We start from the raw sequence: 18,538 nt of genomic DNA on the forward strand, positions 1-18,538 counted from the left end.
GCGGCGGTGTCGATCCTCCTGCGCCTGCATATCCTGATCCTGCTGACGATGATTGCAGCGCTGGCGATGCTGATCCCGGCGGTTTATGCCTCGTCCATCGACGAAGACGCCATCGCGCGGAATTTTTTCTACTCGGCGCTGCTGTGCCTGACATTCTCCGGCATGGTCGGCCTGGCGACCGCCGCCAATCCCAAAAGGCAGCAGGCGCGCAACATGTTGCTGACCTGCGTTGCTGCCGTGGCGCTGCTGCCCGCGATACTCGCCTTTCCCTTTGCCGAAAGCCTGCCCGATACAGGGCTTTTCAATGCCTGGTGGGAGATGGTGTCGTCGCTGACAACCACGGGCGCATCGCTTTATTCCGCCGATCTGCTGCCAGCGCCACTGCATCTGTGGAGGGCTCTGGTCGGCTGGATGGGGGGGCTGTTCATGCTGGTTGCGGCGGTCGCCATCCTCGCGCCCCTACGTGTCGGCGGGTTCGAGATCATGTCTTCGCCCTATGGCCGCAACGAGCAGTTCGAGCGTCTGCCCGAAAGTGCCGATCCGCGTCAGCCGGTGTCGCACCTGTCCTCGCCGGCTTTCCAAACCGAGCTTACCGATCCAGCCTATCGCCTGATTCGGGCAGGTCGCGATGTGTTCCCGATCTATGCCGGGCTGACCCTGGCATTGTGGTTGCTGCTTCTATTGCTGGGGGATGACTCGCTTGTGGCACTGTGCCGGGCCCTGGGAACCCTGTCGACCAGCGGCATCACCCCGACACTCGGCCCGGCCGGAGAGGATTCCGGGGTATTGGGCGAGATGGCGGTGTTCCTGTTCCTTATTCCGGCGCTGTCCCGCAGGTTCTGGCCCGGAGGCGGTGAGCTGCGGGCCACCGAACGCATGATTCGCGATCCGGAGCTGAGGTTTGCCGCGGGAGTCGTGATCCTGGTTGCCCTGGTCCTGTTTGCCCGTCACTACTTTGCGTCCATCGATGTCAGTGCGGACAATCCCGAAACACCGCTTCTGCTGGCCGATATCCAGATGGGACTGTCGGCCTTGTGGGGAGGCTTGTTCAGCGCATTGAGCTATCTGACGACCACCGGATGGAGTTCGGTTGACTGGCAGGGCGCAAGGGCCTGGTCGGGGTTGTCCAGTCCGGGGCTCATTTTTGCCGGACTTGCGATCATGGGGGGAGGGGTCGCGACCACCGCCGGAGGTGTCAAACTGCTGCGCATTTATGCGCTGGCGCGGCATGGGGAGCGGGAAATGGAGCGAATCATCCATCCCAGCTCTGTCGCCGGTGGGGGCCGGATGGCACGTCGGCTGCGCCGCGAGGGCGCCTATCTGGCTTTCATTTTCTTCATGTTGTTCGCGATTTCGATCGCGGTGACGGTCATTCTGGTCTCGATCCAGCAGATCGAATTCGAGACGGCGACGATCCTGTCGATCGCGGCGCTGACCAATACCGGACCGCTGGCCTCGGCGATTCCTCTCACACCGGCATTCGAGGGAACGGCAGGCGTGGCATCTGCTCCGTGGGAGGGGTGGTCAGGGCTTTCCGTCATGACGAAATCGGTTCTGGCCGGAGCGATGGTCGTCGGACGGTTGGAGATCCTGGCGATTCTGGCGTTGTTCACGCCGGATTTCTGGCGGCGTTGATCTGGTTCTGCCGGGGTCGCGCCAGTGAAAGTTGCACTTCGGTCGCGCGGAACCCGTCGAAGACGCGGTGTGCTTGCAAGGTCGGCAGCACTCGCATACATGTTGCCTAACGCCCGACAGCAAGAAAACGGACAAGAAAACAAATGGCCAGCGATAAGCAAAACCTGCAGGACGCCTTTCTCAATCACGTCCGCAAGGCCAAGGTGCCGGTTACGGTGTTCCTGATCAATGGCGTCAAGCTTCAGGGCGTGATCACCTGGTTCGACAATTTCTGCGTGTTATTGCGCCGCGACGGACAATCCCAGCTGGTTTACAAGCATGCGATCAGCACGATCATGCCGGGCCAGCCGATTTCTCTTTATGAAGGCGAGGATTGATTGGCCGAGCCGACCTCGACCGAGGCTTTGCCGACCCGCGCCTATGTGATTCATCCCGATCTGGGCAATGCCCGCACGCAACGGCGTGAACCCGAGCATGCGCTCGCCGAGGCCGTGGCGCTGGCGCTGGCGCTGCCGGGGATCGAGATCACAGGCGAAGAGGTCGCCCGGCTGCGTGACCCAAACCCGGGCACGCTGTTCGGCAAGGGCAAGCTGGCCGAGATCGGGGCGCGCCTGAAAGAAGCCGAGGCAGAGTTGGTTCTGGTCGATGGACCGGTTAGCCCTGTGCAACAACGCAATCTGGAGCAGGCCTGGGATGTCAAGCTGCTGGACCGGACCGGGCTGATCCTGGAAATATTCGCAGACCGGGCGCGGACGCGCGAGGGTGTGCTGCAGGTGGAGCTTGCGGCCCTGTCCTATCAGCGGACGCGGCTGGTGCGTGCCTGGACCCACCTTGAACGGCAGCGTGGCGGGCTCGGATTCGTCGGCGGCCCCGGCGAGACGCAGATCGAGGCCGACCGCCGCGCCATTGACGAACAGATGACCCGGCTGCGGCGCCAGCTTGAGCGTGTCGTCAAGACCCGGACACTTCACCGCGCGGCACGGGCCAAGGTGCCTTACCCGATCGTGGCTTTGGTCGGTTATACCAATGCGGGAAAATCGACGCTGTTCAACCGGATGACCGGGGCCGAGGTGATGGCGAAGGACATGCTTTTCGCCACGCTGGATCCGACCATGCGGGCGATACGATTGCCGGATGCGGGTGGCGGCAGTTCCGGGCGCAAGATCATCCTGTCGGACACGGTGGGTTTCATCTCGGATTTGCCGACCGAGCTGGTCGCGGCGTTCCGCGCAACGCTGGAAGAGGTGCTGGAAGCCGATCTGATCTTGCATGTGCGCGATATCAGCCATCCGGAAACCGAAGAGCAGGCGGCGGACGTGGCCGAGATCCTCGGCAGCCTTGGTGTGGACGAGGATGTCGAGCTGATCGAGGTCTGGAACAAGATCGATGCATTGTCGGAAGACATCCGCATGGCCCTGCGCCGCACCGATGCCCGGACCGAAGGGGTTCAGGCAGTCAGCGCGCTCAGCGGCGAGGGGCTGGATGATCTGATCACTGCCATCGACGCGCACCTGGCCCGGGCGTTGGACGAGGCCCGCAGCACCGATATCGTCACCCTTCCGTTCAGCGATGGCCGTCGCCGTGCGTGGTTGCACGAGGCAGGTGTGGTCGAACGTGAAGAGGCGACCGAAGATGGCCTGCGGCTACACCTCAATTGGACCGCGCGTCAGAAGGCGAGTTTTGCGGCGCTGGATGATTCTTCGGATAGTGGAAAGTAAGTGACGGGGCCGTAGCTGGGAATCCGTGTCACACTGATTGATTCTCTCTCCACTTTCTTCTTCATGGAGAACCATGGGTGTCGATGGGCGCGCCATCGCACAGGGAAGCAGCGGACAGCCTTGGGCGCAGCGTGTGTATAACTGACTGTTTTCAGTCGGTTACCTTATTCCCAGCCCCGTTTTGCCTAATCTGCGGGCAAAACTCATCTCTTCGCGCTGCATTCCTTCTCATCCCGGTTGACGGTCACGCCAAAGACGGCGTGGCCGAAATTTTTTGTTGACCGAATCGGCTACCCGTCACATTAGTTGCATATATCGGAACTTGGGTTCCATTTTATGGAACATTGTGCAGGGAGGCCATGTCGATACTTCAGAACGCTGCGGATGTGCTGAGATGCTTCAGCAAGGAATGCCCCGATCTGACGGTGACCGAGGTTGTGCGCCGGTTGGGCCTTCCCAAGGCGAATGTCTCGCGGCTTCTGAAGGCCATGCGCGAGGCCGGACTGCTTGAGACCATCGGCGACAGCTATCGGCATCGTCCAGGGCGGCTGATGCTGGATCTGGGCACCGCCTATCGCAGCTCGTCGAACCTGATCGCGCGTGCTGGCGAGGTCGTGGCAGAGGTGTCGCAGCGCTTTGGCCATACCGGTTATATCTCGTTGCGCGACGGGCTGGAGGTTACCGGCGTCGCCGATTTTCCCGGCACCAACGCGCTGCGCGTGGTCGGCGCGATCGGGCGTCGTCTGACGGCGCATGAAAGCGCGACAGGCCGTTCGCTGCTCGCCCGGTTGCCGGATGAGGAGGTGCGGGCGCTTTTCACCGGGCAGGACATCCCGACAGAACTTTCCGAAAAGCTGGATAGAATTCGTCGTGACGGGTTTTCACTGTCGAGTCAGGAGGCCACGCCCGGCGTTGATGCGATTGCCATCGCGGTGGGCGATCCGGCCACCGAAGAGGCGGTCAGCCTGTGCATCGTCTACCCCCATTCCCTCGTCGACGACAATGGCCGTGACGAGATGATCGCCGCCCTGTCCGAGGGCGCCAAAAGAATAGCGAGCGAATTGGGTGATACCGCCTTCGTCTCGCCCAGAATCTGAGAAAGAGGAAGACCCGGATGAATGCTTTATCACATCGCTGGCGCGTCGGTTTCGATATCGGCGGCACATTCACCGATTTCGTGCTGTATGACGGCGAGAACGCCTCGGTCAAATTGCACAAACGCCTGACAACTCCGCATGATCCCTCGGAGGCGGCACTTTTGGGTCTGCAAGAGCTGCTGAACATGCAGGGGATCGGGCATGCGGATGTTAGCGAGATCGTCCATGGGACCACGCTGGTCACCAATGCCGTGATCGAGCGTAAGGGGTCACCGGTCGGGCTGATCACGACGCGCGGTTTTCGCGATATCCTGGAGATGGGGACCGAGCAGCGTTACGACATTTACGACCTGTTTGTGAGTTTCCCCGATCCGATGGTCAGCCGCGATCTGCGGCTTGAGGTGGACGAGCGGATGACGGCGCAGGGCAAGGTGGTGACGCCACTGGATGAGGCCGCGGTCCTGGCCGCTGCCAAGAAACTGGTGGCCGAGGGCTGCGAGGCCATCGCGCTGATGTTCCTGCATTCCTATATCAATCCTGCGCATGAGAAACGCGCAGCCGAAATTATTCGGGCGGCTTTCCCTGAGCTTTTGGTTTCGCTGTCCTCCGACGTGGTGGCCGAGATGGGCGAGTATCAGCGTGCGGTGACGACCTGCGCCAATGCCTTCGTGCAGCCGCTCATGAACCGCTACCTGACCAAGATGGAAGGCGCCCTGCGCGCATCGGGCTTTGACGGGGCGCTGCGGCTGATGCATTCGGCGGGTGGCTTGGTGTCGTTAGAGACGGCGCGCGATTTCCCGATCCGGTTGCTGGAGAGTGGGCCGGCCGGTGGCGGGCTTGCGACGGCACTGTTCGGACAGGCTGCGGGACAGAAGGATGTCATTTCCTTCGACATGGGCGGCACGACCGCCAAGGCCTGCATGATCGAGGATGGCCGTGCCGAGATCTCGCCGATGATGGAAGCGGCGCGGGTTCACCGTTTCACCAAGGGTTCGGGTCTGCCGATCAAGGCGCCGGTGATCGAGATGATCGAGATCGGCGCCGGTGGCGGTTCGATCGCGGCAATCGACGAGGTCGGGCTGCTGAAGGTCGGGCCGCATTCGGCAGGTTCGGATCCCGGTCCCGCTTGTTACGGCATGGGTGGTGAGCAACCAACGGTGACCGATGCCAACCTGGTTCTGGGCTATTACGATCCGGGATTTTTCCTTGGCGGACGGATGAAGCTGGACCTGGAGGCAGCACGTACCGCAATCGCTCGCGTGGCCGAGCCGCTTGGCCTGGGTGTCGAAGAGGCCGCCCTGGGCATTCACAAGGTGGTCGTGGAAAGCATGGCCGCTGCTGCGCGCGTGCACCTGGTCGAGCGTGGCAAGGATCCGCGAGACTATTCCATGGTCGGATTTGGTGGAGCAGGCCCGGCCCATGCCACGGATGTGGCGCGGGCGATGGGAATTTCCTCGGTGCTGATCCCGCCCGCCTCCGGCGCGGCCTCGGCGCTTGGATTCCTTGCGGCGCCACTGTCCCATGATGGTGTGCGCTCGATGCGGATCGAGCTGACGCCGGGTTTCGACGCGGCGGCACTGAACGGGTTGCTTCGAGATCTGGAAGAGGAAGGGTTGCACCACCTGACCCGCGCCGGGATCGCCCGTGAAGACGCGGTGATCGAACGCAGTGCGGATATGCGGCTCGTGGGGCAGATGCATGACATCTCGGTCGATCTGCCCGATGGCGAGATCGGCGAGGCTGAACTACCCGCCATCCGCGAGGCTTTCACCCGCGCCTATTCCGCCCGCTATGCCGAACCTTTCGAGGGTGCACGCTTCGAGACGGTGAATTTCCGTGTCCGGGTGGCCGGGCCGACGCCGCAGCTTGCTCTGACAGGAGCTGCGGGTGGCGGAGATATGGCCGCCAAGATCAAGGGGCATCGTCAGTGCTGGTTCGACGAGGGCGAGTTCAGCACCGCCGTCTATGACCGTTATTCCCTCGGCGCGGGCGATGTCATCAATGGCCCCGCGATCATCGAGGAACGTGAATCGACCACGGTGGTCGGGCCGGCGGACAGCGTGACCATCGACGCGGGCTTGAACCTCTGCGTGCAGATCGGTGCCGTGAAGGCTGGTGAGGCGCTGGTCACGCCCGAGATGTCGCGGGCACAGGCCGTGGCCCGGATCGAGGCCGATCCGATCGGGCTGGAGATCATGTGGTCGCGGTTGGTCAATGTGGTCGAGGAGATGTGGCTGACGGTCTGCCGAACGGCCTTTTCGCTGGTGATCGCAGAGGCTCAGGATTTCGCCTGCGAATTGCTGGATCGCGATGGCGAGACGCTGGCGCATAGCCCGCGCGCCATGCCGGTCTTCAACCTGACCTTGCCGCGCGCGGTCAAGGCGCTGCTCAAGCGCTATCCGGCCGAGACGCTGAAGCCCGGTGACGTGCTGATCACCAATGATCCGTGGCTTTGTGCGGGCCACCTGTTCGACATTGCCATCGTCACGCCCGCCTTCCGCGATGGGCGGCTGGTCGGGCTGATGGGAACGGTCGGGCATGTCTCGGATATCGGTGGCACCAAGGATTCGCTGCATGCGCGCGAGATCTACGAGGAAGGCCTGCAAATTCCGCCGATGAAACTGTTCGAGGCCGGGCGCCCGAACGAGACGCTGGTCGAGATGATCCGCCAGAATGTCCGCAACGGCGAGCAGGTTCTGGGCGATGTCTTTTCCTTCGTCGCGGCCAACAAGCTGGGGGCTGAGCGGCTGGAATCGTTCATGCGCGACTACGGCATGCATGACCTGGGCGCATTGGCCGAGGTGGTGCAGGGCCTGTCGGAAAAGGCGATGCGCGACGCGATCCGGGCCTTGCCCGATGGCGATTACCGGTCGGAGATCACCAACAATCCGTTGGGCGAGAAGATCAGCTATCCGGTTCTGGTCAAGGTCGAGGGCGACGATATCACCGTCGATTTCGACGGGGTGCCTCCGCAATTGCCGCAAGGCGGGCTGAACTCGACGCTGAACTATACCGCGGCGCATGCCACCTATCCGCTGAAATGCATGTTGACGCCGACAGTGCGCGGCAATGCGGGATGCTATCGGCCGTTCACCGTGACGGCGCCCGAAGGCTCGATCCTGAACCCGACCTATCCGGCCTCGGTGAACCTGCGCACGCGCACCGGCTGGTATCTGGCGCCGAATATCTTCCGGGCCATTGCCGATGCCGCGCCCCATCAGGTGCAATCCTTCACCGGGCTTTGCGTGGCAGCGAATATCTATGGTCAGGACAGGGATGGCCGGTTCTATTCCGACATGCTGTTCTGTGGCGGCGGTCAGGGCGGGTCCGAGCGGGGCGATGGCAAGTCCGCCCTGCTCTGGCCGACTTCGGCGGCAAATACCTCGATCGAGCTGATGGAAAGCCGGGTGCCGGTGCTGGTTCTGGAGAAATCGTTGCTGTCCGACAGCGGCGGTCCGGGCAGGCATCGCGGCGGACTAGGTCAGATCGTCCGCTTCTGCAAGCGCGATGCCGATGGCCAGTCGGCGCTCGTCTCGGTCTATCCCGAGGGCGTGGACAACCCCATCGACGGCTTGTTCGGTGGTCTGCCCGGCATGGGTGCGGTCGGGCGGGTGTTGTCCTCGGATGGCAGGTTGCTGCGTGATTGCGGTGCGGGTGAGCTGGTGTCGGTGTCGTCACCGGACGAGATCGTGGAGATCGTGCTTGCGGGCGGTTCGGGCTATGGCGATCCGGTCGAACGCGACCCGGCGCTGATCTCGCGCGATTTGGCCTTGGGATTCGTGACGCCCGAGCATGTCAGCCGCCACTACCGCCACATCCCCGAAGCAGCGGCTGCCGAAGCCAGCCCGCTTGACGCATGACCAAAAGTGGCACGGTCATGCAGGCTGTGCCGCCGTTGAAACAGAATGACAAATGATCCAGCACGGAGACGATCCATGAACAGCTCCTCTTCTCTCTCCCTATCACGTCGCGGCCTTCTGACCATGGCGGGCGTCGGTCTGGCCAGCACGGTCTTTCCACGCAAGATCTTTGCCCAAGCGGGTGGTGGCGTGCTTGTTATCGCTTCCGGGCAGGACATTCCGAATTTCGATCCGCATACCGCGACGGGCTATTCGGCCTCGTTCTTCATGCGCAATGTCTATGATCCGCTGGTGCGGGTCTCGGGCAATCCGCCCGAGCCGCAGCCCGGTCTTGCCGAAAGCTGGGAGGTCAACGAGGACGGCACCGAGTTTACTTTCAAGCTGAACCCGGCGGCAAAATTCCACAGCGGAAATCCGGTGACGGCGGATGACGTGGTCTATTCCTTTGGCCGGTCGCTGAAGCTTGCCAAGGGCAATTCATGGATGATCCGCGATATCGTGACGCCAGAGGGCGTGACGGCCGTCGACCCGGCCACGGTGAAATTCTCGCTGACCGCGCCCTATGCTCCGTTCCTGCAGGTTCTGCCCTGGATTTTCATCGTCGAGAAGGCTGCGGTCGAAGAAAATCTCGGCTCTAATGATGGCGAAACCTACCTGATGACGAATACCGCTGGATCGGGCCCCTTCAACGTGGCGCGGGTCGAGATCGGCACGCTTTACCACCTGGCCCGCGCGCCCGAGGCATGGCAGGCGGGCGGTGGCAATCTCGATGGTGTGGTCTGGCAGATCGTGCGTGAAACCGCGACTCAGCGCCTGATGATCGAGCGGGGCGAGGCGCATATCGCTGTCGATCTGACCAGTGAGGACATGGATTCGCTGGAAGGCGCACCGGGCCTAGTCCGGGTGATCGAGCCGGAGTACCGGACCTTCTCGATCAAGATGAACACCGAGAACGGCCCCTGCGCTGATGTGAACCTGCGCAAGGCGATATCCTATGCCACGAATTACGAGGCCATCCTGGATGCGGCAGGTTATGCCGATCTGATGATCGGGCCGCTGCCGCATGGTATCCTTGGCCATGATCCCGAGCTTGAAGTTTATCGGATGGATCTGGATAAGGCCAAGGAATACATGGCTAAGACCGAGACGCCCGAAGGTGGCTTCACGCTGAAGATGATGCATGTCTCGGGGCTCGAGCAACAGCGGCGTTGGGCGCTGATCATGCTGGACAGCCTTAAGCAGCTGAATATCAACCTTGAAATCGTGCCGATGAACTGGCCCGACATGGTCGCGGCCTGCCGTTCGCCCGAGACCTTCCCCGACATGTTCCCGGTCTACCAGACGGCGAATTACGGTGACACCGACAATATCGCCTATGCAGCCTACCATTCCTCGCGCAACGGAAACTGGCAGAACGCGGTCTATAGCGACCCGGATACCGACGCGCTGATCGAAACCGCCCGGACCGAGATCGATCCGGAGAAGCGGGTGGAGATCTATGGAGAGTTGCAGCGCAAGCTGGTCGAGGATGCGCCCGACATCTTTGGCGTGCTGGAACGGCGCAAGCTGGCCATGCGCGAAACGGTGCAGGACTATCAGTTCACCCCGGTCGCTTCGAACGCCATCGAAGCCTGGCCACTGTCGCTCGGCTGATACGATCGGCCGGCGGGCACGAGGATCAGCCCGCCAGTCTTCGAAGGAGGGAAACGGACCATGCTGCAATTTATCGTCAGGCGCGTCCTGCTGCTGATCCCGGTCCTGATCGGGCTGACGGTCATCATGTTCGCTATCGCACGTATCCTGCCGGGCGATCCCGTGTCGCTGGCGGCTGGCCCGAATGCGACACAGGCCGAGATCGAGGCGCTGGCCGTCGAGTTCGGCCTCGATCAGCCAATCTGGGTTCAGTATGGTCAGTATGTTTCGGGGTTGATGCAAGGTGACCTGGGCACCTCGCTGCTGACCCGGCGGCCAGTCGCGGCAGATATTGCGGCCTATCTGCCCGCGACGCTGGAACTGGTCTTTGCGGCCATGGCGATCGCGGTGCTGATCGGTATCCCGCTAGGCCTCGTGACTGCCGTCTGGCGCAATCGCTGGCCCGACTATCTTTCGCAGGTGGCGGCCATCGGGGCGATCTCGATGCCCCGCTTCTTCCTCGGACTGCTGCTGCAACTGTGTTTCGCGATGTGGCTGGCATGGCTGCCCCTGGGCGGGCGGCTGCCGATCATCGTGATCCCGCCACCCAGCGTTACCGGTTTCCTGACCATCGACTCGCTGATCGCAGGTGACTGGACGGCCTTCACCACCGCCCTGAGCCATCTGGCCATGCCCGCCATTGCCATGTCGCTGTCACCCTTGGCCACGATCATGCGGATGATGCGGTCTTCGACCATCGAGGTAATGCAGCAGGATTACGTGATGACGGCCCGTGCGCTTGGCCTGCCCCGCCGCCAGATCATCACCAAATATGTCGCCCGTAACGCGGTCTCCGCCACGTTGACGGTGATCGGGCTCTATTTCGGCTGGCTGCTTGGCGGCACGGTGCTTGTCGAGACGGTCTTCGACTGGCCCGGTCTTGGCCTTTACGCCACCAAGGCGATCATCTCGCAGGACATGATGCCGGTGATCGGTGTGGCGCTGGTGATCGGCCTGCTGTTTGTCTTTGCCAATCTCGTCATCGACCTGCTCTATGGCGTCATCAATCCGAAGGTCCGCTACTCATGACCGATACCGCAGAACATATCGCGACCGAGCCGGAACTGCCCAAGCAGGACAAGCTGCAGCGTGCGCTGTTCCGGTTCCGGCAAAGCAAGCTGTCGATGCTGGGGGCGGTGATGGTGGCGCTGGTCGTATTCTTTACCGCCTTCGGCACGCTGCTTGCTCCTTTCCCTGACCATATCGCCGGTGGCGTGGATACCGCTGCCCGCTTCCAGCCGCCGTCATGGGCGCATCCCTTCGGCACCAACGAGCTGGGGCAGGATGTGCTGTCGCTGGTCATGGCGGGTACGACGGTATCAGTGCTGGCCGGGCTGAGCGTGGTGCTGATCGGCACAGTCATCGGTACGCTGGTCGGCGCCATCGCCGGTTTCGCGGGGGGCTGGATCGATGAGGTCCTGATGCGCCTGACCGACCTGACGCTGACCATTCCCGGACTGATCCTTGCCATGGCGGTGGCGGCGGCGCTCGGTCCTGGCTTTACCAACATGATCATCGCCATATCGCTGTCATGGTGGCCAGGTTATGCAAGACTGGTGCGGGGCGAGGTCCTGGCCGTGCGCGAGGAATCCTATGTCAACGCCGCCCGTGCCATAGGTGCCAAACCGTCGCGCATCCTGCTGCGGCATATCCTGCCTAACACCGTTTCTCCGATCATCGTCAAGATGTCGCTGGATATGGGCTTCGCGATCCTGATGGTCGCCGGTCTGGGCTTTATCGGCATCGGCATCCGCCCGCCCACGCCGGAATGGGGCACGCTGTTATCAGTCTCGCGTTCCTACATGCCGGATTACTGGTGGACGGCAATGGCACCGGGCATGGCGATGTTCTTTGCGGTGTTCGGTTTCAATCTGCTCGGCGACGGGCTGCGCGATATTCTCGATCCGAAAGCGAGGCGCTGAGATGACTGCTCCACTTCTGTCGATCCGCGATCTGCATCTGTCGATGTCCAGCTATGAAGGTAAGGCGCATGTGCTGAACGGCATCGACCTGACCGTGAACCGGGGCGAAATCTGGGGGCTGGTCGGCGAAAGCGGCTGCGGCAAGTCGCTGACCGGGCTGTCGATCTCGCAACTTCTGCCATCGCCGCCCGCTGACTACATGGCCGGAGAGATCATGCTGGAGGGGCGCGATATGCTGAAACTGCCCCGGCCCGAGGTGCAGAAACTGCGCGGCAATCGCATCGGCATGATCTTTCAGGACCCGACCACCAACCTGAACCCCGCTTTTCGGATTGGGGATCAGCTCGTCGATGTCGCGTTGGCGGCGGCACGATGGAAGCCCGACATCCTCGATTGTCCGGCCGGTGCGGGAAAATCGGAACGGAAACGCGCCGCCCGCAGGTTGGCAGGTGACATGTTGGAACGTGTCGGCATTCCTGATGCCGGGATGCGCCTGGACAGCTATCCGCACCAGTTCTCGGGCGGGATGAGGCAGCGCGTCTTGATCGCCATGGCGCTGATCGGGCGCCCGGACCTGTTGATCGCGGACGAGCCGACCACGGCGCTGGATGTGTCGGTGCAGGCGCAGATCCTGAAACTGCTGAAAGGATGCGTCGTCGATTACGACATGGGCGTGATCCTGATCACCCATAACCTGGGCGTGGTGGCCGAAACCTGTAGCCATGTTGCCGTGATGTATGCGGGCAATATCGTCGAAAGCGGGCCGGTCGCGGCGGTGATCGAACAGCCGGAGCATCCCTATACCCGCGCTCTGATGGCCTCGATTCCGACGCGGGACACCAAGCGCGGGATGTTGCGAGGCCTTGCCGGGTCGGTTCCGAACCTGACCACACCTCCACCCGGTTGTCGCTTCGCGCCACGCTGCCGCCATGCCACAACAGCCTGCATGCAGGGTGTTCCCGCGCCGGTGCGGGTCGGCAGGGATCACACGGCCGCCTGTATCCATGCCAAGGAGCTGGAGATCGCCCATGTCTGAGATCATGCTGGAAATCGACGATGTTTCGAAAATCTATGCGGGCAAGCGCGGCATGTTCGGCCGCTCGCACGAGGTCCGGGCCCTGAAACATGTTTCGCTTTCGGTCAGGCGGGGGGAAAGTTTTGGCCTGGTCGGTGAAAGCGGGTCGGGTAAGACCACGCTGACCCGCTCGATCCTGCAACTGGAGCGCCCGACATCCGGCAGGATCCTGTTCGAAGGCAGGGATCTGGGGCAGCTGTCGACGGCCGAGATGCGGCGGCTGCGCGCGCGTATCCAGATCGTGTTCCAGGACCCCTATGCCTCGCTGAATCCGCGTATGTCCGTGCATGACATCGTCACCGAACCGATGCTGATCCACCGCGAGACGCTTGGCCTGGACCGCCGCCAACGGACCGAGCGCGCCGTCGAGCTTCTGTCCCTGGTTGGACTGGGTCCGCAGCATCTTTATCGCCATCCGCATGAGTTCTCGGGTGGACAGCGCCAGCGTATCTGTATTGCGCGGGCGCTTGCCTCGGGACCCGACCTGCTGGTGCTGGACGAGCCGACCTCGGCCCTGGATGTCTCGGTGCAGGCGCAGGTGCTGAATTTGCTGTGTGAATTGCAGGAAAGGCTTGGACTAACCTATTTCTTCATCAGCCATGATCTTGGCGTGGTGCGCTATCTCTGCGACCGGCTGGCGCTGATCTATCGCGGCGAACTCGTCGAGCAGGGGGATTGTGCGGCGATCTTCGATGCGCCGGAAACCGAATATGCCCGCGCGTTGATTGGCGCGATGCCTGAAGTCAAGGTCCCGCCCGCGGCCTGATCGGTACATCATCCGCTTGACGCGATGCGCGGCCTGCCTGCTATTGGGTGACATGTTCGATTTTCGCGATATCGAGGTGATCCGCGCCATCGTGCGCCAGGGAGGATTTCGGGCGGCGTCCGATGCAACCGGGATCGCACAATCGGCCATCTCCCGCCGGGTGCGGCATCTCGAGGATCGGATGAAGATCAAGATTTTCGAGCGTGACGGGCGCGGAGTCCGGTTGACCGCAGCAGGGCGGAGGCTCTGTGACGAGGCGGAGGTTCTGGTTGCCCAACGCGACCATATCCTCGACGAATTGACCCAGGGTGTGATGGCTGGCGTCGTCCGCCTCGGCGTCGCCGAGACGATGACTCATACCATCCTGCCGCGAATGCTGACCAGCCTGCGCGCGCGGCATCCGCAGCTTCGTTTCGAGATTTCGGTCGATACCTCGGGGCAGATGGGGCAGGAGCTTGCCAATGACGGGCTGGACGTGGTCATCATGCTGCGCGATCAGGCGCCATGCGGGATCAACCTGACGGTGCTGCCTCCGGTCGGTCTGGGGTGGTATGTGGCGCCGGCACATTTCACGCTGCCTTCCCCGGCCGGTGTCGACGATCTGGCCGCGCTTCCCATCGTTTCCTTTCCCAAGGGCACCATCCCGCACCGCCGGGTGATCGAGCTGTTATCCCCGGGGCGCAAGCAGGCCGTGGTCGTACATGGTTCGGCCTCGTTGGCTACGGTGCTGCATCTCGTGGGGCAGGGTTTCGGGATCGGGACGATTCCCCATGACATTGTCGCGGCGTGGCCGCATGCCGGGCTAGAGGAAATTGCGGTCCTGCCTGATGCCCAGTTGCCGGATCTGGAATTTGCGGTTTGCTACATGCCTGAGCGCAATGCCGAAATCGGGCGTGAGGTTGCTCGGGCTGCGGTTGAAACAGCCATATACTGATCTAATTCAGAGATCATAACTGGGTAATATTGAACTGTTGATTTCATCGGCGCGACTGCGGATTCTTGCACATGCAATTTGAAGGAACCGCCAATGAGCACGCCGCAAATCGTCCTGTCCGATCCTGTTCACCTGCGCGCCGAAATTCGCGCCGGCCGGTTCGATGGGCCGACGGCGGGGCAGGGCGGCGACGCGCTGCAAGCCAATCTGGTGATTCTCGGAGCGGATGATGCCATCGATTTTCTGCGCTTTTGCCAGATGAATCCGCGTCCATGCCCCTTGTTGGCCGTCGGTGAGGCCGGAGATCCCGGGCTGCCGTTGCTAGGCCGGGGGATCGATTTGCGACATGATGTACCTCGCTATCGGGTCTGGCGGGACGGTGAACTCGACGAGGAACCAACCGACATTGCCGGGCTGTGGCGTAGCGACATGGTTTCCTTCGCGCTCGGTTGTTCGTTCAGTTTCGAGGACGCCCTGTGCAGTGCCGGAATTCCGGTGCGCCATCAGCAAGCCGGGCGAAATGTGCCAATGTATCGCACCAGTATCGCAACCCGGCCTGCAGGGCGCTTCTCTGGGCCGTTGGTCGTCAGCATGCGGCCGATGTCTGCTGCCGCCGCGATCGAAGCGGTCAGGATCTGCGACCGCTTTGCGTTGGCGCATGGTGCACCGGTGCATCTGGGTGATCCTGCGCAAATCGGGATTACCGACATCATGCGTCCGGACTACGGTGATGTTCCGGTTGTCGCACCTGGAGATATCCCGGTTTTCTGGGCTTGCGGGGTCACTCCGCAGGCTGCCATCGCTGCTGCTCGTCCAGCATTGGCGATTACCCACGCCCCCGGCCATATGCTGGTCACTGATATTCCCTCGGCGCGGGCGGATCGTATTCTGATGGGGCCGGGCGATCTCGCGAAATAACACTACGCAATCAACAGGAGAGAAACATGAAAAAACTTACTTTCATTTGCCTCATGGCGGGAACGACGCTTTCAACCCCGGCCCTTGCCGAGGAACTGGCAGTCGTTGGCAGCTGGAGCAATCTGCCGCTGTATCAGGACTTTGAAACACCGTTCTGGACCGAGAAATTGCCCGAGTTGACCGGGGGCGAGTTCACCGCGCAATTGACCAGCTTTGACCAGATGGGTGTCGCCGGAGCCGATGTCTACCGAATGCTGGGCGACGGAGTTTTCGATGTCGGGGCCACCGTCGCGGATTATACCGTGGGAGATGCGCCGGAACTGGAAGGGTTGGACGTGCCGTTGGTCGCGACCACTGCGGAAGAGGCCAGAACGATGGTAGACGCCGCCCGCCCGATGGTCGAGGACATCATGCGCGACCGGTTTGGCGCGCAGGTCCTGGGCATCGCGCCCTATCCGCCGCAAGTAGTCTTCTGCAAGGGCGAAGTGTCCTCACTGGCGGATCTGCAGGGCAAGAAGGTGCGCGGCTCGGGCCGAATGACCACGAAATTCCTTGAGGCTTTGGGGGCCGAGGGCGTCAATATCGCTTTCTCCGAGGTTCCGGGTTCACTGGAGCGGAGCGTGATCGACTGCGCCGTGACCGGGGCAGGGTCGGGCTATTCCGCTGGCTGGTGGGAAGTTTCGGATCACCTGATGACGTTGCCGCTTGGGGGGTGGGACCCGGTCGTGATCGCGATGAACGCGGATCGCTTCGACAGTTTGTCTGCCGAACAGCAGGAGATGCTGAGCAAAGCGGTCGTCGAGGGCCTGGAAGCTCCTGCTTGGGAAGTCGCTCAGGGCGGGCTGGCGAATGATATCGCATGCCTGACCGGCAATGGAGACTGCCCGTCCGGTGAGCCCGCAACGATGACCTTGGTCGAGCCTTCAGAGGAAGATGTCGAGGCCGCTCGCAAGATCCTCGCCGAGGAAGTTCTTCCTGATTGGGCTAGCCGCGCCGGTGATGAATGGGCGGCTCGTTGGAACGACTCTGTCGGCCAGGCAGTCGGAATATCGATCGCTCAATAGATCGCAAGAGAGAGGCCTGCCGCCATGATCGTGAAGCTGCATGACGCGCTTGTGCGCGCCAACCGCCTGATCGCCCTGATCCTCGGTATCATCTTGGTGCTTACGGTTCTGTTCATCATTACCGACGTTGTGATGCGCAAGTCCGGATGGGAATCACTTGGAGGCTCGGACGAGATCTCGGGCTATGTCATGGCGGCGGTCGCCAGTTGGGGCCTTGCCTGCGGGCTGGTCGAGCGCGCCCATGTCCGCATCGACGTGATCCGGCAGAAACTGCCGAGGCCGGGGCAGGCATTGATGGATATCTTCGCGATGATCGTGACCTCTGGGATCGTGCTGCTGATCGCCTGGTATTGCTGGCCGGTGCTGCAAAAGACGATCGAGCGGGGATCGCGTGCGAATACGGCGCTGGAAACGCCATTGTGGATACCGCAGGGGATCTGGTTTGGCGGGTGGCTGTGGTTTGCCCTTAGCGCGACCGCACTGACAGTGATCGGTCTGGTTTATTTCCTTCGTGGTCAACGTGATGCCTTTGACGCTTCAATGGGTGTCGGATCGGAGTTGGACAAATGATCTGGACCATTGCGGCATCTCTTCTTGGCCTGATGGCCTTGTCGATCCCGGTCGGCATCGTGCTGTTCATTCTGGGGGTCGGTGTTGGCGAACTCTATTCGGCCTTTCCCCTGCTTCGTGGTCTGGGTCAGGTGGTTTGGTCTTCATCGGCGTCTTCGACACTGATCGCCATCCCGCTATTCGTCCTTTTGGGTGAGCTCCTAGTTCGAGGCGGCGTGGCCGAGCGAACCTATGCCGCGCTGGACAAGTGGCTGTCGTGGCTGCCCGGTGGCCTGATCCATGCCAATATCGCCACCGCGACGATGTTTTCCGCCACGTCGGGCTCGTCGGTGGCGACCGCTGCCACGGTGGCCACCGTCGCCATGCCGCAAGCTGAAAAGCTGCGTTACGATCCGCGCCTGTTTTCCGGTGCGATCGCGGCAGGAGGTACGCTCGGCATCCTGATTCCGCCCTCGATCAACCTGATCGTCTATGGTTTCCTGACCGAAACCTCGATCCCGAAATTGTTTTCGGCCGGGCTGTTGCCTGGTTTGCTGATGGCGCTGGCTTTCGTCGCGGTGACGGCGGTGATCTGCAGTATCCGTCCCGCCCTTGGCGGTGCCTCGCGCAGCTTCGGTTGGGGCGAAAGGCTGCGCAGCCTGATTCAGCTCGTGCCGATCCTCATCCTTTTCACGGTTGTCATCGGCTCGATCTATGCGGGCTGGGCAACGCCCACGGAATCCGCAGCCATCGGTGTGATGATGGCGGCACTGATTGCAGTGTTTCTGGGTGACGGCCTTGGGCGTAGCGCCATCGCGGAGGCAATGCATGGCACGGTCCGCATCTCGGCAATGATCATGCTGGTCGTCGCGGGCGCTTCATTTCTGAATTTCGCCATGACATCGGCCGGTCTTGGTCGTCAACTGAGCCAGATGATCGAAGGCTCGGGCCTGTCACCTTTCGGAACGTTGATGCTGGTGATCGTTTTGTATCTGGTACTGGGCTTCTTCATCGAGACGCTCTCGCTGATGGTCGCGACCATTCCCATCGTTGTGCCGATCATGGCCGGCTTGGGCTATGACAAGATCTGGCTTGGTGTGCTGATGATCGTGCTGATCGAGATGGCCCTCATTACTCCGCCGGTCGGGCTCAACCTGTTCGTGGTGCAAGGTGCGCGCAAATCGGGCTCCATGAACGAGGTGATCATGGGTGCCATTCCATATGTTCTGGTCATGATCGCGATGATCGCGGCCCTCATTGCAATACCCGGCCTCGCCCTTTGGCTCCCTTCGATCCTGTGAAAGGAAT

15 protein-coding genes are annotated in these 18,538 nt (G+C 62.0%); all 15 read left to right on the forward strand.

Annotated elements, in window-relative coordinates; translation table 11 throughout:
- Positions 1–48 precede the first annotated feature (48 nt).
- The 15 genes from JHX88_RS03175 to JHX88_RS03245 all read left to right on the forward strand — a co-directional run bounded on the left by JHX88_RS03175 (position 49) and on the right by JHX88_RS03245 (position 18,531).
- Positions 49–1,635: a potassium transporter TrkG gene (locus JHX88_RS03175; protein ID WP_076527475.1), complete on the forward strand. Its 1,587-nt coding sequence runs from the start codon at positions 49–51 to the stop codon at positions 1,633–1,635.
- A gap of 143 nt (positions 1,636–1,778) precedes the next feature.
- The gene (gene hfq / locus JHX88_RS03180; RefSeq protein ID WP_076527397.1) at positions 1,779–2,012 is read left to right on the forward strand and encodes an RNA chaperone Hfq; all 234 of its coding nucleotides are present in this window, start codon (positions 1,779–1,781) and stop codon (positions 2,010–2,012) included.
- A complete protein-coding gene (hflX, locus tag JHX88_RS03185) occupies positions 2,013–3,353 on the forward strand; it encodes a GTPase HflX (RefSeq protein ID WP_076527398.1) in 1,341 nt (446 codons plus the stop codon).
- Positions 3,354–3,712: 359 nt separating this feature from the next.
- On the forward strand, positions 3,713–4,450 hold the full coding sequence (locus JHX88_RS03190) for an IclR family transcriptional regulator (RefSeq protein ID WP_076527399.1): 738 nt from the start codon (positions 3,713–3,715) through the stop codon (positions 4,448–4,450).
- A 17-nt stretch (positions 4,451–4,467) separates the two neighbouring features.
- Positions 4,468–8,310: a hydantoinase B/oxoprolinase family protein gene (locus JHX88_RS03195; RefSeq protein WP_076527400.1), complete on the forward strand. Its 3,843-nt coding sequence runs from the start codon at positions 4,468–4,470 to the stop codon at positions 8,308–8,310.
- 75 nt (positions 8,311–8,385) lie between these two features.
- Positions 8,386–9,963, forward strand: a complete 1,578-nt coding sequence (locus tag JHX88_RS03200; RefSeq protein ID WP_076527401.1) for an ABC transporter substrate-binding protein — start codon at positions 8,386–8,388, stop codon at positions 9,961–9,963.
- Positions 9,964–10,023: 60 nt separating this feature from the next.
- Entirely contained in the window at positions 10,024–11,031 is a 1,008-nt protein-coding gene (locus JHX88_RS03205; protein WP_076527402.1) for an ABC transporter permease, read from the forward strand.
- Complete coding sequence (locus JHX88_RS03210) at positions 11,028–11,924, forward strand: ABC transporter permease (RefSeq protein ID WP_076527403.1); 897 nt, start codon at positions 11,028–11,030, stop codon at positions 11,922–11,924. The genes JHX88_RS03205 and JHX88_RS03210 overlap by 4 nt, the downstream gene beginning before the upstream one ends.
- 1 nt (position 11,925) lies before the next feature.
- The gene (locus JHX88_RS03215; RefSeq protein WP_076527404.1) at positions 11,926–12,960 is read left to right on the forward strand and encodes an ABC transporter ATP-binding protein; all 1,035 of its coding nucleotides are present in this window, start codon (positions 11,926–11,928) and stop codon (positions 12,958–12,960) included.
- Positions 12,953–13,765 (forward strand): ATP-binding cassette domain-containing protein, encoded by an 813-nt coding sequence (locus tag JHX88_RS03220; RefSeq protein ID WP_076527405.1) that lies wholly within the window; start codon positions 12,953–12,955, stop codon positions 13,763–13,765. The genes JHX88_RS03215 and JHX88_RS03220 overlap by 8 nt, the downstream gene beginning before the upstream one ends.
- A gap of 52 nt (positions 13,766–13,817) precedes the next feature.
- Positions 13,818–14,699: a LysR family transcriptional regulator gene (locus JHX88_RS03225; RefSeq protein ID WP_076527406.1), complete on the forward strand. Its 882-nt coding sequence runs from the start codon at positions 13,818–13,820 to the stop codon at positions 14,697–14,699.
- Between the two features lie 93 nt (positions 14,700–14,792).
- Entirely contained in the window at positions 14,793–15,617 is an 825-nt protein-coding gene (locus JHX88_RS03230) for a putative hydro-lyase (RefSeq protein WP_076527407.1), read from the forward strand.
- 26 nt (positions 15,618–15,643) lie between these two features.
- The gene (locus JHX88_RS03235; RefSeq protein ID WP_076527408.1) at positions 15,644–16,681 is read left to right on the forward strand and encodes a TRAP transporter substrate-binding protein; all 1,038 of its coding nucleotides are present in this window, start codon (positions 15,644–15,646) and stop codon (positions 16,679–16,681) included.
- A gap of 24 nt (positions 16,682–16,705) precedes the next feature.
- Positions 16,706–17,251: a TRAP transporter small permease subunit gene (locus JHX88_RS03240; RefSeq protein ID WP_076527409.1), complete on the forward strand. Its 546-nt coding sequence runs from the start codon at positions 16,706–16,708 to the stop codon at positions 17,249–17,251.
- Entirely contained in the window at positions 17,248–18,531 is a 1,284-nt protein-coding gene (locus tag JHX88_RS03245) for a TRAP transporter large permease (protein ID WP_076527410.1), read from the forward strand. Before JHX88_RS03240 ends, JHX88_RS03245 begins: the two co-directional genes overlap by 4 nt.
- Positions 18,532–18,538 lie beyond the last annotated feature (7 nt).

The organism is Paracoccus saliphilus (genome assembly GCF_028553805.1).
GTDB classification, from domain to species: Bacteria; Pseudomonadota; Alphaproteobacteria; order Rhodobacterales; family Rhodobacteraceae; genus Paracoccus; species Paracoccus saliphilus.

What these genes read in the sequence shown, in the direction of transcription:
- JHX88_RS03230 (WP_076527407.1), top strand. Translation starts at nt 14,793, where the DNA reads ATGAGCACGCCGCAAATCGTCCTGTCCGATCCTGTTCACCTGCGCGCC.
- JHX88_RS03220 (WP_076527405.1), top strand. Translation starts at nt 12,953, where the DNA reads ATGTCTGAGATCATGCTGGAAATCGACGATGTTTCGAAAATCTATGCG.
- JHX88_RS03175 (WP_076527475.1), top strand. Translation starts at nt 49, where the DNA reads ATGATTGCAGCGCTGGCGATGCTGATCCCGGCGGTTTATGCCTCGTCC.
- hfq (WP_076527397.1), top strand. Translation starts at nt 1,779, where the DNA reads ATGGCCAGCGATAAGCAAAACCTGCAGGACGCCTTTCTCAATCACGTC.
- JHX88_RS03190 (WP_076527399.1), top strand. Translation starts at nt 3,713, where the DNA reads ATGTCGATACTTCAGAACGCTGCGGATGTGCTGAGATGCTTCAGCAAG.
- JHX88_RS03205 (WP_076527402.1), top strand. Translation starts at nt 10,024, where the DNA reads ATGCTGCAATTTATCGTCAGGCGCGTCCTGCTGCTGATCCCGGTCCTG.
- JHX88_RS03200 (WP_076527401.1), top strand. Translation starts at nt 8,386, where the DNA reads ATGAACAGCTCCTCTTCTCTCTCCCTATCACGTCGCGGCCTTCTGACC.
- JHX88_RS03240 (WP_076527409.1), top strand. Translation starts at nt 16,706, where the DNA reads ATGATCGTGAAGCTGCATGACGCGCTTGTGCGCGCCAACCGCCTGATC.
- JHX88_RS03225 (WP_076527406.1), top strand. Translation starts at nt 13,818, where the DNA reads ATGTTCGATTTTCGCGATATCGAGGTGATCCGCGCCATCGTGCGCCAG.
- JHX88_RS03245 (WP_076527410.1), top strand. Translation starts at nt 17,248, where the DNA reads ATGATCTGGACCATTGCGGCATCTCTTCTTGGCCTGATGGCCTTGTCG.
- JHX88_RS03215 (WP_076527404.1), top strand. Translation starts at nt 11,926, where the DNA reads ATGACTGCTCCACTTCTGTCGATCCGCGATCTGCATCTGTCGATGTCC.
- JHX88_RS03235 (WP_076527408.1), top strand. Translation starts at nt 15,644, where the DNA reads ATGAAAAAACTTACTTTCATTTGCCTCATGGCGGGAACGACGCTTTCA.
- JHX88_RS03195 (WP_076527400.1), top strand. Translation starts at nt 4,468, where the DNA reads ATGAATGCTTTATCACATCGCTGGCGCGTCGGTTTCGATATCGGCGGC.
- JHX88_RS03210 (WP_076527403.1), top strand. Translation starts at nt 11,028, where the DNA reads ATGACCGATACCGCAGAACATATCGCGACCGAGCCGGAACTGCCCAAG.